Raw genomic sequence first — 14,210 nt, forward strand, 5'->3', positions numbered from 1 at the left:
GTCGTCAAACGAGCGGGAGCGCGGGCATGGCCGAGGCTGGGCGGACGTACACCGAACTGGTGCTGGACGGGCTGGCGCGGGATCCCGGGCGGACGGCCCTCCATCACGGCGGGACGGCGCTGACCGCCCAGGAGTGCCTGGACTCGGTGTGCCGGATGGCCCGCGCCCTGGACCGGGCCGGGCTGGGGCGCGGCGACGGGGTCACCGTGTTCGCCGGGAACACCCCGGAGGCGCTGCTGGTACGACTGGCCGCGAACCTGCTGGGCTGCCGGGTGGCGATGCCGCACCCGGACGCCCCCGTCGCCGACCTGGTGGCGCTGACCGCGTTCGCGGACACCACGGCGCTGGTGTTCGATCCGGTCCGCTGCGCCGCGGCGGCCCGGGCGGTGGCCGTCGCGCTCCCGTCCGTCGGCCTGCTCTCCCTCGGCCCGACCCCGTTCGGCCCGACCCCGTTCGACGGGTCTGCGCTCGGCACCGATCTGCTGGAACTCGCCGCGGCCTGCTCCCCCGCCCCGCTGGAGCCGCGCTGCCGCCCCGAGGAGGTGATGGCCGTGCGGTTCACCAGCGGCACCACCGGGCGACCGAAGGGCGTGCTGCGCCGCTTCGCCCGGCCGCCCCGGCCCGCGCTGCTGTCCGGGTCCTGCTTCCTGCTCTGCACCCCGCTCAGCCACGGCGGCGGAACCAGCGCCGACCTCGCCCTGGCAGCGGGCGGCACGGTGGTGCTGCAGGAGGGCTTCGCCGCCGAGGAGGTGCTGGCGGCCGTCGAGCGGCACCGGGTGTCCCGGGCGTACCTGCCGCCGCACCTGCTCTACCGCCTGCTGGACCACCCGCTGCTGGCCGAGACCGACACCGGGAGCCTGCGCCGGGTCGGCTACACCGGCTGTCCGCCCTCGCCGCGCCGGCTGGCGGAGGCGACCCGGCGGCTGGGCCGGGTGCTGCACCAGACCTACAGCCTGACGGAGTGCGGGCCGGTCACCCGGCTGAGCCCCGACGAGCACCTGGACCCGCGGCTGCTGACCACCGCCGGGCGCCCGTACCCGGACACCGAGGTGCGCGTGCTGGACGAGGAGGGCGTGCCGCTGCCGCCGGGACGGACCGGGGAGATCTGCGTCCGCACCCCGACCGCGATGGCCGGTTACTGGCGCGACCCGGAGTCGACCGAGCGGGTGCTGCGGGACGGCTGGCTGCACACCGGCGACCTGGGCAGTCTCGATGTGACGGGCTATCTGACCGTGGCCGGTCGGCGGGACCCGATGGCGATCGTCGAGGGGCACAATGTGTTCCCCCACGAGGTCGAGGAACCGCTGCGGAGCCACCCGGACGTCCGCGACGCGGTGATGTTCGCCACCGCCGCCCCGGACCGTCTGGAGCGGGTGCACGCGGCGGTGACCGTCGGCCCGCACTCCCGGGTGACGGCGGACCACCTGCGCCACTGGGCCCGGGAGCACGGGGACGCCCGGTGCACCCCGGACAGCGTCCTGATCCTCCCGGCGATCCCGTTGGACGGACTCGGCAAGCCGGACCTGCGGACGCTCCGCGCCCTGGCCACGGAGCGAGCTGAAGGACGGGTCGAGGAGCACGCCGCCACCGCGACCCCCACGGGGGCGCGCAAGGGAGCGTGACACGCCCCTCCGCTGCTTCGAGCGCCCACTCGGGCCACCTGTCGCACCGCGACCGGCGGGCATACCGACCGTGGGCACTCGACCGTGCGGGCCGAGCTGCCGATACACCCGGCGGCGCTCCCTCGCACCGTCCCCAGGAGGCACTCCCTTGACCTGGCTCCGCGTCCTGACCGCACTGGGCATCCTCGCCCTGGCGGCCAGTGCCCTGCTCGTCTTCGCCCTGTGCACCGCCACCGCCCGGGGGGAGCGCTCCTCCGCGGGCACGCCGCCCGACCTCCGGAAGGACGCCGAGGGCAGCGGCCTCTTCCAGCGGACGGGCGGCGACGGCTGAGGTCGGCTCAGCCCTCCGTGACGTCGTCCGGGCGGACCTCGATGTGGTCGGCCGCGAGGTCGACCGCCACCCGGTGCTCCATGCCGAGCGCCTCCAGGAACTTGACCGGCAGCTGCACCCGCCCGGTGCGGTCCAGCATCACGTACTCGCGCTCGTTGACCGACTCCTCGCCGTGCTCGTCGGTCACGGTGCGGCGCAGCACCTCGCTGCTGGTCCGGCCGTCCCGGATGGCCACCGTGCGGCGCACCTCGCCCGCGACCATCGGGTCGTGGGTGACGATCACGACCGTGGTGCCGAGCTCCCGGTTGACGGTGCGGAAGGACTCGAAGATCACCCCCGCGGTCTCGGAGTCCAGCTCACCGGTGGGCTCGTCGGCGAGCAGCACCGGCGGGTTGTTGGCCATCCCCACCGCGATCGCGACCCGCTGCTGCTGGCCGCCGGAGAGCTCGCTGGGTCGCCGGTGGGCGAGGTCCCCGATCTCCAGCGCCTCCATCAGCTCGGCCACCCGGACGGCCTGCTGCTTGGAGCCGACCGCCCCGGAGCGGCGGCCGCGCAACTGCATCGGCAGGGCGATGTTCTCGGCGGCGGTCAGGAACGGCAGCAGATTGCGGGCGGTCTGCTGCCAGATGAAGCCAACCACCTCGCGCCGGTAGCGCAGCCGCTCCTTGGCGGACATCTCCAGCAGGTCGCAGCCCGCGACGGTGGCGGTGCCGGCGGTCGGTACGTCCAGCCCGGCGAGGATGGTGAGCAGGGTGGACTTGCCGCTGCCGGAGGCCCCGACCAGGGCGACCAGGTCGCCCTGCTGGATGGTCAGCTCCAGGCCCTGCAGCGCCTGGACCTCGATCCCCTCCGCGCTGAAGATCCGTACCAGCCGGTCGCAGACGATGGCCGCGCCCGCTCCGTACGCCTTGGGCGAGGCGGCGGCGAGGGCCCGCTGCCGGAGCTCCTGGAGGCTGGGGGCCTCGGCGGTCGGCTGCTCCTGGGAGATGCTCTTCACCGCTGGTCTCCTGTCTCGACGGTGTGAACGAGGTGAACGGTCCGGCCGGTTCGGCCGGCCCGGCTGATCGGCACGGTCACGGCCCGTGCCACTGGTCCCGCTGTCATGCCTGCTCCCCCGCCCGCAGTTCGGTGGCGATCTGGCGCCGGCCGGCGACCAGCGTCTCCACCACCACCCCGAGCCCGACCAGCAGGGCCAGGCCCAAGGTGGGCAGCAGCACCGGCAGCAGCGTGGGCGTGACGGCGTCCCCGACCTTGGCGCCGACCAGCGTCGAGATGTCGAAGGCACCGCCCAGCAGGGCGACCGCCAGCGCCGCGACCAGGCCGCCGCCGACCGCCGCCGCCAGGGTCTGCGGCAGCGCCTCGGTGACGATCAGCGCCAGCCCCTGACGGGGCCGCAGCCCCATGGTGCGCAGCCGGGCGAGCACGGCCGTTCGGTCGGGCGCGGCCCGGAACAGTGTCAGCAGCACGGCGAGCAGGGCGTACCCGGCCCCGGCCGCGGCCGCATACCAGAACAGGCGCTCGGCGGCGTGCTGCAGCGGGTCGTCGGCGAGCTGGGCGGTGGTCTCCCGGCTGCTGTGCACCGTGTATCCGGCGGGCAGCCCGTGGGTGGCCTTGCCCGCCGCCGCGGCGTTCTCCGCGATCAGCTTGGCCAGGCCGGTCGGCTGGGCACCGCCGTTGTTCCGCAAGGTCTCCCGGACCTGCTCGGGGTCGACGTCGCCGACGGCGAACCACTTGTTGGCCCGTTTGACGTCCGGCAGGCGCTCCCAGGCGGGACCGGCCGGGACGACGACGAACGGCTTGCCCGGGTCCGGCAGCGCCGGGGTGGCGGCGACGATCCCGGCCACGGTGGTGTGCAGGTCGTTGCCGTTGGGCGTGCGCACCGCGGCCGGGCCGGCGGCCAGGCGCTTGGCCAGGTCGCGGCTGAACAGGGCGGGCACCGGGGTGGTCTGGCCGCCCGGCGTGCCGGCCAGCTTCGCCGGGTCGAACTCGCCGACCCCGAGGGTCCGGGCGATCTCGGCGTAGGCCGTCGGCTCGACCACCACCAGGTAGGCCTCGGTGTAGTCCTGGTCGGCGCCGACGAAGCGGGCCTTGGGCTCGACCCAGGCCCCGGTCGAGGCCCGGACGCCCGGCAGGGCGGCGGCGGCCTTGGTGAACGACTCGGACAGGGTGCTGTAGTCCGGGAGGGACACGCTGATGTCCCCGCCGGTGGCGATGCGCGCGGCGCGGGCCCGGACGTGCTCGACGGTGTCCAGCACGGTGGCGCCGAAGCCGGTCGTGGTGACGGCGATCAGCAGCGCGAGCAGCGGCAGTACCGAGGGCCTGCGGCGGCCCGAGTTGTCCCGGGCGGCCCGGGCCAGCCCGAGGAAGCCGATCAGGCCGCGGCCCCGGCCGGCCAGCGCGGACAGCCAGCCGACCAGCACCGGTTCGACCCGGGCCAGCACCAGTCCGCCGGTGACGGCGAGCAGCAGCGGGGCGGCGACCAGCAGCGGGTCCAGCCCGGCGCCGGTGCCGACACCCCGGCGCCGGACCTCCGCCACGGCCGCGGCGGTGACCGCCAGCACGGCGAGTTCGCCGACCAGCCGGCGCCGTCCGCCGACCGTCCGGCGCCGCGACCACAGCAGGGCCGCGCGGGCCGGGAAGGCCAGCAGGGCGATCAGGGTCGCGATCAGGGCCGCCAGCACCGCGCGGTCCCACCGGGCGGTGGGCAGCAGCACCAGGGCGAGCACCGTGCCGAGTACGGCGGCGGGCAGGACGGTGACCGCGCCCTCGCCGATCAGCCGGCCCAGCACCCCGGTACGGGAGCCGCCGCGGGCCTGGAGCAGCCGGATCTCGGCGGTGCGCCGGTCGGTGCTGAGGGCGGCGGCCAGGAACAGCACCACGGTGGCGACGCCCGCGACACCGGCCGGGCCGATCGTGCTGAGCGGCAGCGAGGCCCGGTAGCGGTCGTCCGCCCGGCCGAGGAGGTCGGGTAGGAGCGAGGTGGTGTGCAGGTCGAGGCGGCCGGTGTCGTTGGCCATCGCGGTGGCGTCCCGGCCGGTCAGGAAGGAGCTGAGGATGGCGCGGGTGCGGTCCAGCTGATCGGCCTGCAGCGCGGAGGTGTCGATGGGCAGCCGCCAGAAGTTCTCGGCGTTCGACCCCCAACGGGCCAGCGCGGGCAGGCTGCCGCCGTCGACGAATCCGCTGGTCATCAGGTGTTCGTGCTCGGGGTCGGTGCGCAGACAGGCGCGGGCCGGGCAGCCGAGGTCGTCCCAGAACGGGTCCTGGGGGTCGTTGACCCGGTAGAGGCCGACCACCACGGTGGTCCGCGGGGTTCCCGAGCCCTCGAAGCCGTTGTCGATGACGTCACCGAGCTTGATGTGGATGGCCTCGGCGGCCGTCTTGCTGATCACGATCGGCAGCGGTGCACCGATCTTGCCGGGGGTCGGCCAGGTGCCGTCGGTGAGGGTGGCCCGGGCGGCCAGGTCGTGCAGGTAGAGCAGGCCGAGGGTCGGATCGGTGTGCTTCTCCGCGATCCGGAGGTACTCCGGATTGGCCATGCCCCGCTCGACCAGGGCGCGGGCTCCGTAGGCCTGGCCCGACGGGGCCATCGGCAGCTGCCGGCCGACCGTCTCGGTGACCTGCCGCTGCACCCGGTCGAGGTCGACGGCCTTGTCGTCCTCCATGGTCTTGGAGGTGGTCTGCAGGCTGGCCGCGTTGAGACCGGCCTGGCTGACGAACTCCCGGAGCGCCGTGTCCGCACCCCGGTCGGTGAGCCGGGGGAAGGCCGCCGCCAGGAACACGGTGACGAGGGCGAGGGCCGCCATCAGCACCGCGGCCAGCGGGTTCGCCCGCAGCCTGGTGCGGACCCAGCGCGCGGGGCGGTGGGCGGGACCGGGGCGGTGGGCGGAACCTGGGGTGGGCACGTGGGTGCCGGCCTGGGTGGTCACATCTCCTCCACGTGGCGCAGCCGGCTGGCCACGTCTCGACGGCGGCGTCCGATCAGGAAGGCCGACAGCAGCGGGGCGACCGCGATCGCGGCCGCGAACAGGACGGCCTGGCCGACGGGCAGTTCGATCAGGGCCTCGGGCATCGGTCGACGGGCGGCGGGCGTCAGCACGGCGAAGGGGACGATCAGGTGGACGAGCAGGGCTCCGAGGGCGAGCCCGACCGTCCCGCCGAGCCCGACCAGCAGCGCCTGTTCGGCCGCGACGGTCCGGGCGACCTGCTTGCGCGGTGCGCCCAGGGCGAGCAGCAACGCGGAGTCCCGGGCGCGCTCGTGGGCGGAACCGGCCACGGCGGCGACGAAGCCGATCGCGGCGAGCAGGGCCGTGACCACGGCGATGGCCATCAGCGCGTTCTGCGGGGCGGCGCCCACCGGGTCGCGGAGCATGCCTTCGGAGACCTCCTGGTCGAGCTGGACGTCCTGGGAACCGGGGGCGCCCCGCAGGGCGGCGGCGGCCTGGGCCGGAACGCGGTCGCCCGGCCCGGTGGCGGGCAGCCACCACTCGGCGTGGGCGGGCAGCACTCGGCCCTGCTCGGCCAACAGCCGTGCGGTGGTGGCCAGATCGATCACCAGGGCGTCGCGCCCGGTCGCCGGCACGGCCTGGACCACTCCGGTGATCTTGACCTGGAGCAGCGTCGCGGCGAACGGCGCCCGGATGACGTCCCCGACCCGGGCACCGACGAGGTTCAGGTAGTCCTGGGTGGCGACACCGGCCAGGACGTCCGGGACGATCGGCCCCGAGATGTGGAGGACGGCCCGCCAGGAGGTGTCGGTGCTGCTCCCCAGCCGGTAGCCGACGGTGAACAGCCGCCCGGTGTCGGCCGTTTCGGGCCGGACGGTGGCAAGCGGCAGGGTACTGGGGTCGGGCGGCGGTCCGTCGACCACACCGCCCCGCCAGGAGAGTCCGGCCGGTACCGGGACATCGGTCGCGGGTCCGTCGGCGGTGTCCGAGACGGCCAGCCGGTGGACGGCCACCTCGCCCGAGGCCCGGTCGCTGAAGGTGACGGTCGCTCCGATGAGGCTCAGCGGTGCGGCGACGGAGCCCGTCGGCGCATCGACCAGCGCGCTCAGCGGGGCCGAGGCACGCTGCTCCCCACCGGTGGCCGACAGCGCGGCGAACGCGACCTTGTGGACGTAGCCGAACCGGTCCTGCACCAGAAGCGTCAGCTCCGGCGGGACGACGGCCACCGGAGGCATGCCGGGGAACTGGGGCGTGGTGTCGAAGTCCTGTCGGATGGTCAGGTCGGCGTCGATCCGCAGCGGACGGCCGGGCAGCGGCACCCCGGCCGCCGCGCCGGTCGGCGCCGGTCGGGCGACCGTACCGAAGGTCTTCGCCCGGTCGGCCCCGCCGAGCAGGTCGTCGCGGAGCGGGACCCGGTCGACCAGGGCGGCGGTGTCCAGCGCGACCACCTGCCCGGTGCCGTTGGGCAGCGCCTGGTCCTCGCGGTTCACCGGAACCAGCCGGTCGCCGCCGGGCAGGGCGCCGTAGCGGCCGCCCTGACCCATCAACGTATTGTGCGAGCCGTAGATCCGCAGGCCGCCGGCCGTGTCGAAAGCGGCCTGGTCGTGCTGGGAGGCGGTCCAGGTGGCGTGCTGGCCGAGTGCCAGCACCCCGGTGGCGACGGCCATCACCAGCAGCAGCACCGGCCCGGTGGCGCGGGCGGGCTGACGGGCCAGCTGCCAGCCGACCATGGCCGGGCCGAGGCCACTGCCGCGGGCGGCCACCCGGGCACCCAGCCGGGCGACCAGCGGCAGCAGGCGCAGCACCACCAGGGTGCCCGCGCAGAGCGCCAGGGTCGGGGTGGCTACCAGCAGCAGGTCGACGCCGAGCTTGCCGGAGGAGTCGGTGGACAACCCGCCGCCGTACTGGGCGAGTTGCTGGTAGGCGAGCACCGCCAGGGCGAGCACCGCGAGGTCCCCGCCGTTGCGGGCGATGCCGGAGACCAGTGCCTGGCGGCGGCCGGCCCGGCGGCTCAGGGCGGCACCGGCGCCGCGCAGCAGGCTGGGCACGGTGGCCAGCACGATGCAGCCGAGGGCGCAGAGCACGGCCACCGGCCAGAGCGTCCAGTGCAGTCCGGTGTCCAGGGCGACCTGGTGGGAGCGGCCGAGGCCGGCCAGGACGCGGACCAGGAAGGGCGTGAGCAGGGGCGCGAACACCGCGGCCGGGAGGGCGAGCAGCACCGACTCCAGGGCGGTGAAGCCACCGAGCCGGGCACCGGAGGCGCCCCGGGCGGCGAGGAGTTCGTTCTCCCGCTCCTGGCGGGTGGCGATCAGTCGGACCACCAGCAGCAGGGCCGCCGCGGCGAGCACCGCGAGTTGCAGGGCGCCGATCAGCAGGGTGGACCGGGCGACCATCAGGCTGGCCGACAATTCGCTGACCAGGTCCGGCAGTTCGGTGGTGGCGGCGAGACCGGCAGTCTTCCGCAGATCGTCGCCCAGGCCCCGGGCCCGGGCACCGATGGCCTCGGCCTTGTCCTGGTCGACGCCCGCGAAGTCGGCGTCGAGCAGCCAACCGCGGCTGCTCTGCGGCAGACCGCCGGCGGTGAAGGCGCTCTGGTCGACCAGCATCGGGCCGAAGGTGGTGAAGCCTCCGGTCTGGACCTCATGGCCGCCGACCGGGTCGATGCGCCAGTACGGGGCGGACGGATCCACGGCTCGGTAGGCGCCGGTGATCCGGACGGTCAGCGGCGAGCCGTCGAACCGGTCGGCGAGTCGGACCTCCACGGGCAGCGCCTCGGCGGTCAGGCCGAGCCGGGTCAGCGTGGTCTGCGGGACGGCGACCTGCGGGGCCGCGGAACGGACCGGCCCGGTGGCGGCACCCGGCCAGGCCCCGGCGATCAGGCGCACCTGGGACCGGTCGAGGTCGGCGAGCACCGTCAAGTCGGCCTTGGCGGAACCGGACTGACCGCTCCCCGGGGCTCCAGTGGCTGGGGCTCCGGTGGCCGAGGATCCGGCCGCCGGGCTTCCGGCCGCCGAGCCTCCGGCCGCCGTGGCGTCGCCGCCCGGCAGACCGTAGGAGCGGCTGCGCAGCAGACTGTCGGTGCGTACCGGCAGATCGCCGAAGAGCTTCTGCCGGTAGGAGGCGAGTGCCTCCTCGTCCTTCTGCCGCTGGTCGAGGCCGTGTTCGGCGGTCACCACCACGGTGGTCCGGGCATGGCCCGCCCCCTGGAGCGCCTGCCGCAGACCGGCCTGACCGACGCTGCTGTTGAAGGTCACCAAGGCGGTCAGCACCGCCGTGGTGACCAGCACCGTCAACAGGACGGCAGCAGCCAGCGGCAGTCGCCCGCGCAGCCTGCGCACGACGAAGCCGAGCATCAAATTCCTCCCCCGGTCGCGTCCCCGGTCGCATCCCGGCCCCACCCATCGAACCGATCCGGGCGGACAGGCCACGGACGGACACCCCACGGGTACACCGGCGCATTGATCACCGGCATTCGGTCGCCGGATAGCGGACGATGCTGTCAGATTCGATCGGCGAACGGAAGGGACTTGCGCGAATCAAGTAAGCAATGAGCAAATTCCTTGCATTGGTAGCATCCCCACCCGGGGAAGAGTCTCTGAAATGCCATGCACACTTCACGATTCGGGCTTCATCGCACTCCTTTGACCTGGGAACCTCCTTTCCGTGAATTCTCCGATCGGGAAACTGAACCCGTGAAGCCATCACATCCGTTGGCCCGGACAGAACCGGACCGTCACCGCCCACAGGGGGACGCCGCATGACGCAACACCAGGCCGCCGACACCACCCTGACGACCACCGGCCCGATGGTGGCCGTGACCGATCTCCGGCGCAGCTTCGGCACCGGCGAGCGGACCGTCCACGCCCTGCGCGGCATCGACTTCTCGATCGAGCGGGGTGAACTCACCGCGCTCAAGGGCCGGTCCGGCTCCGGCAAGACCACCCTGCTCAACCTGGTCGGCGGCCTGGACGCGCCGACCAGCGGCAGCATCGTCCTGGACGGCATCGACCTCGGCGGGCTGGACGAGGACGGCCGGCTCGCCCTGCGGCGGGAGCGGATCGGCTTCGTCTTCCAGTCCTTCGGACTGATCCCGATGCTCACCGCCGCCGAGAACGTCGGCGTGCCGATGCGGCTGCGCAAGGTCGCGCCGGCCGAGCGCGAGGAGCGTGCCCACACCCTGCTGGCCCTGGTCGGCCTGGCCGACCACGCCAACCAGCGACCCGGCGAGCTCTCCGGCGGCCAGCAGCAACGCGTCGCGATCGCCCGCGCGTTGGCCAACGACCCCGGACTGATCATCGCCGACGAGCCCACCGGCCAGTTGGACTCGGAGACCGGCCGCTCGATCATGGAGCTGTTGCGGGCGGTGGTCCGCAGCGAGGGCGTCACCGTCCTGGTCGCCACCCACGACCCGACGCTGATGGGGCTCGCCGACCGGGTGATCGAGCTCCACGACGGTCGGATCGTGGAGCCGGAGTCGGAGCAGGCGGCGTAGCGGAGCAGGCGGCGCAGCGACGGCGGGCCGGGGAGGGCGGGCCAGGCGGGGGCGGACTCCCCGCCTTCCCGCGCCTTCTCCGGCTCAACGCACCGTCGGTCGCGGCTACGGTCGCGGCTCAACGCACCGTCGGTCGTGGCTCAGGTCCGGGGCGGTCTGATCGACTGGGCGTGGTGGAACACCTCCTCTCCGTCCCAATGCGCCTTCGTGCGCTGCAGTCTCGGATAGTTGCCCTTGTAGTAGAGCCTCGGGTAGGCCGGGTCGGGCTGGTCGGCCGTACCCAGATCGATGTCCGGATAGTTGACGTAGGCGCCGTCCGTCGTGGTGTCGATCTCCGGGATGCCGCCCGTGTCCCGGTAGACCTCCTGGTAGAGCCCGCTCAGGTATTCCAGGTGGTCGGCGTCCTCGGCCGGATCGGTCCAGTAGGTCTGGTACTGCAGCTTCATGATCGAGTCCCGCTGCGCCACGGCCGTCTCCTCGGGCCGGCGGGCGTTGATCCGGCAGCCGTAGGAGTCGATCTGCACCAGGGTCTTGCTGAGGTCCACCCCCGGGACGTCCCTGGTCAGCCAGTCCCAGAAGGTGGCGATCCGGTCCCGGCCGAACGGCTCGCGGTGGTAGGCCGATTTGTACTTGCCGCGCTGGTTGTCGCCCGAGGGGTTGAGCGTCATGGTCGCCTGGAACCAGGGCATCTGCCGCCGCTTCTCCGGGTACGGCAGGAACAGCCCGGCGACGCTGTGGGTCTGGGCCCTGGAGCGCGTCGCCATCCCCTGCTCGACGGCGGCCACGAAGTCGTCCAGCGGGGCCGGGTCGTCGCCGTCCCACTGACTGAACAGCACCACGTTCCCGTTGCTGCGGTGGGTCAGCTTGAGGATCGCGAACAACCCGTCGTAGACCGGCTCGCGCGGTCCGCTGTGCGAGGCCAGGAAGGCGCCGAAGTTGGTCAGCAGCGTCTCGAAGTCACCCGGCCGGTCGATCAGTTCGGCCCAGGGCCAGGCGACGCTGCTGATCCAGACCCGTGGCGGCGGCTCGGGCGCCCCGATCGCGAAGTGGTAGCGCAGCACCACCCCGAAGTTGCCCCCGCCACCACCGGTGTGGGCCCAGAAGAGGTCCTGCTCGGGCGAGCCGGCGGCGTCGTCCCGGTGCGCCCGCGTCACCGCCGCACCGCCCCGGACGGTGACCACGTCGACCTGCACGAGGTGGTCCACCGTCAGCCCGTGCCGGCGGGAGAGCACCCCGAACCCACCGCCGCAGATGTGGCCGCCCGCACCGACCGAGTAGCAGGACCCGGCGGGCAGCGTGACGGCGTGCTCCCGGAACAGCGTGGTGTAGACGTCCCAGTTGGTGGCGCCGCCCTCGACGCAGTACGTGGGCCGACCGAACTTGTCGGTCGCGGCCGCCACCCCGCGCATCGTGCTGAGGTCGAGGATCACACCCCGGTCGTTGTCGACGAAGCCCTCGTAGCAGTGCCCGCCGCCACGCACGGTCGGGCGCAGCCCGTCGTCCAGCGCCCGGCTCAACTCGGCCACCGCGTCGGCCTCGTCGGCCACCAGCCGAATCCGGGCGGGACTGCTGTGCCAGCGCTGGTTGAAGCCCTGGCTCAGCGTCCGGTAACGGGGATCGCCGGGCAGGACCGTCCGCCCGGAGAATTCGTGTCGCATGGCCTTCCCCCACTTTCTCTGGTCCGAGAGAGTTCGGCGAGCCGCACGCTAACACCCGTATTCTGCTTTGGGAATTCATTTACGAATTAGTGTGACAGTATGTCATTTCTGGTGCCCGATGGGCCCCTTGTCCGGATCGGGAGGAGTACCCGCCGGAGGTCGATTGTCAGTGGCACCGGATACGGTCCACGACAACTCGACGGAATCCGCTCCACCAGGAGGTTCGATGACGATCCACTGCCGCATTCTCCGCGCCCTCCGGCACCTCCGCCGGATGACACGGCCGTGGTGGCCGACGGTTCCGTCGGCCACCACGGTCCCGGCCTCGACGGCCGGGCGCCCGGGGGGAGGCCCCTCAGCCTCCGGGGAGCGACCCCCGGGTTCGAGGGGAGACCCCTCAGACCGCCGGGAAGATCTCGGCGTCGGGCTTGAGCAGCTGGCCCGGCTGCGGCGCGGTGCCGTCCACCAGGTAGCGGGTGACCAGTGTGTTCAGCGCCTTGCTGCGACCGACGGCGCAGTGCTCGATCGAGTCGACGCTGACCAGCACCGCGTTGCCCAGCTCCTGCTGCATCCGCTGGGCGAACTTGTACTGGGTGGCAGGGTCGTAGAGGTTGCCGATGACCATCACGGTGTTGGAGGTCTTCTTGTTCCAGGGGCCGCTGAAGCGCTCGGCGTCCCGGGCCGGGGCCGGCCAGCTGGCGCACGCCGGGGCGTCGAAGGCCTGGTAGCGGCCGAAGGTCGGCGCCTCCTTCTCCCACGCCTTGGCGACGTTGGCGAAGACCCGGTCGTTCGACGGGTACGGCTTGTCCTGGCAGTTGACGCCCATGTAGGAGTCGTCGGCGGTGTACTCGGAGTCGACCGGGGCCTCACGCAGCGCCCGCGGGAGGTTCACCGTGAGCTGGTTGGCCTCGTCCTCCGGGACGGTGGCCGCCGGGGCCATCAGCGCGGCCGCGGCCGGCTTGTGCAGCACCTGGTAGGTGGCCTGCAGCGACTTCGCCAGCGGAGCCAGCTTGGCCTGCGAGTACAGGGCGCCGGCCACCTCGCTGGTGAAGCTGCTCAGCGTCACCTTGGAGCCGTTCGCCAGTGTGATCGGGCTGGTCCGCAGGTGGTCGCGGAGCTCGTCGAACTTGGCGCGGGTGTCGCCCTCGCCGAAGGCGCAGCGCGGGGCGCCGGCGGTCTGGCAACGCTTCAGGAACTCGTCCAGGGCCAGCTCGAAGCCGCCCGCCCGCTGGCGGTCGTACTCCAGGCCGTTGTGCAGGCGCAGGTTGGGGTCGACGTTGCCGTCGACGATGATCGCGCGCACCTTGTTCGGGTACATCGCGGCGTACGTCGAGCCGATCAGGGTGCCGTAGGAGAACCCGGCGAAGCTCAGCTGGGAGTCACCGACGGCGCGGCGCATCCGGTCCAGGTCCCGCACCACGTTGATGGTCGACATGTGCTCGATCAGCGGGCCGGCGTTCTTGCTGCAGGCGTCGGTGTAGTCCTGGTCGGCGTCCAGAGTCTCGTTGACCTCGGCCTTGGTGACGGGCACGCCCACCATGCGGTTGTTGACCGCGTCGGCCTCTTCCTGGGTCTTGAAGCACTTGAGCGGGTTGCTCCGGGCCACGCCCCGCGGGTCGAAGCCGACCAGGTCGAACTTGGACTGCACCTCGGCGCCGAAGCGGGTGGTGGTCGCCCACAGGTAGCCGCTGCCGCCGGGGCCACCGGGGTTGAGGAACAGCGAACCGATCCGCTTCGACGGGTCGCTCGCCCGCCGCCGCATCATGGCGATGCCGACCTTCTCACCGGACGGGTTGTCGTAGTCCAGCGGAACGGGGTAGACGGCACAGTCGTAGCCACCGGGGTCCGGCTTGGTCGGGTCGGGGTTGCAGGGCTTCCAGTCGACGGGGTCGACCTTCGCCTCGGCGGCCGCCGCACCCGGGGCCTGGTCGAACGGCGCGGCCGACGCGGCCACAGCGGTTCCGGTGACAAGGGCGAGCGCGCAGGTGACCGCTCCGGCCAACGTGGATATGCGGGACAAGGAACCTCCTCCGTATTGAAAGGGCGGCCCCAGCCTGTCAGCCGGAGATCTCCGTGTGAAGACCTTGTGGCGGCGTAAATTATCCGATCGTCATGCCGCGTATGGTCGAAACATTCTGTGAATGAACCGACTTGACGGTTGAT

Annotated in this window: 8 protein-coding genes; 3 read left to right on the forward strand and 5 right to left on the reverse strand. The window is 73.0% G+C overall.

Annotated features, from left to right (window positions below; all coding sequences use genetic code 11):
- Window positions 1–26: 26 nt before the first annotated feature.
- Together ABTZ03_RS08605 and ABTZ03_RS08610 are read left to right on the forward strand one after the other, a co-directional pair.
- Window positions 27–1,622: an AMP-binding protein gene (locus tag ABTZ03_RS08605; protein WP_350512137.1), complete on the forward strand. Its 1,596-nt coding sequence runs from the start codon at window positions 27–29 to the stop codon at window positions 1,620–1,622.
- A gap of 148 nt (window positions 1,623–1,770) precedes the next feature.
- Complete coding sequence (locus tag ABTZ03_RS08610) at window positions 1,771–1,953, forward strand: hypothetical protein (RefSeq protein ID WP_350512138.1); 183 nt, start codon at window positions 1,771–1,773, stop codon at window positions 1,951–1,953.
- A 7-nt stretch (window positions 1,954–1,960) separates the two neighbouring features.
- On the opposite strand, the gene ABTZ03_RS08615 is transcribed toward ABTZ03_RS08610, so the two are convergent.
- From ABTZ03_RS08615 to ABTZ03_RS08625, 3 genes are all read right to left on the reverse strand, one after another.
- Window positions 1,961–2,950, reverse strand: coding sequence for an ABC transporter ATP-binding protein (locus ABTZ03_RS08615; protein ID WP_350512139.1), 990 nt, complete (start codon window positions 2,948–2,950; stop codon window positions 1,961–1,963).
- 103 nt (window positions 2,951–3,053) lie between these two features.
- Window positions 3,054–5,879, reverse strand: coding sequence for a hypothetical protein (locus tag ABTZ03_RS08620; protein WP_350512140.1), 2,826 nt, complete (start codon window positions 5,877–5,879; stop codon window positions 3,054–3,056).
- On the reverse strand, window positions 5,876–9,250 hold the full coding sequence (locus tag ABTZ03_RS08625) for an ABC transporter permease (RefSeq protein ID WP_350512141.1): 3,375 nt from the start codon (window positions 9,248–9,250) through the stop codon (window positions 5,876–5,878). The genes ABTZ03_RS08620 and ABTZ03_RS08625 overlap by 4 nt, the downstream gene beginning before the upstream one ends.
- A 404-nt stretch (window positions 9,251–9,654) precedes the next feature.
- Here ABTZ03_RS08625 and ABTZ03_RS08630 point away from each other — a divergent pair, with 404 nt between their 5' ends.
- Window positions 9,655–10,389, forward strand: a complete 735-nt coding sequence (locus tag ABTZ03_RS08630) for an ABC transporter ATP-binding protein (protein ID WP_350512142.1) — start codon at window positions 9,655–9,657, stop codon at window positions 10,387–10,389.
- Window positions 10,390–10,529: 140 nt separating this feature from the next.
- On the opposite strand, the gene ABTZ03_RS08635 is transcribed toward ABTZ03_RS08630, so the two are convergent.
- Window positions 10,530–12,047, reverse strand: coding sequence for an FAD-binding oxidoreductase (locus tag ABTZ03_RS08635; RefSeq protein WP_350512143.1), 1,518 nt, complete (start codon window positions 12,045–12,047; stop codon window positions 10,530–10,532).
- 397 nt (window positions 12,048–12,444) lie between these two features.
- On the reverse strand, window positions 12,445–14,067 hold the full coding sequence (locus ABTZ03_RS08640; RefSeq protein ID WP_350512144.1) for an alpha/beta hydrolase: 1,623 nt from the start codon (window positions 14,065–14,067) through the stop codon (window positions 12,445–12,447).
- Window positions 14,068–14,210 lie beyond the last annotated feature (143 nt).

The organism is Kitasatospora sp. NPDC096077, from assembly GCF_040303245.1.
Classification (GTDB): Bacteria; Actinomycetota; Actinomycetes; order Streptomycetales; family Streptomycetaceae; genus Kitasatospora.

What these genes read in the sequence shown, in the direction of transcription:
- ABTZ03_RS08605 (WP_350512137.1), top strand. Translation starts at nt 27, where the DNA reads ATGGCCGAGGCTGGGCGGACGTACACCGAACTGGTGCTGGACGGGCTG.
- ABTZ03_RS08625 (WP_350512141.1), bottom strand. Translation starts at nt 9,250, where the DNA reads ATGCTCGGCTTCGTCGTGCGCAGGCTGCGCGGGCGACTGCCGCTGGCT.
- ABTZ03_RS08630 (WP_350512142.1), top strand. Translation starts at nt 9,655, where the DNA reads ATGACGCAACACCAGGCCGCCGACACCACCCTGACGACCACCGGCCCG.
- ABTZ03_RS08635 (WP_350512143.1), bottom strand. Translation starts at nt 12,047, where the DNA reads ATGCGACACGAATTCTCCGGGCGGACGGTCCTGCCCGGCGATCCCCGT.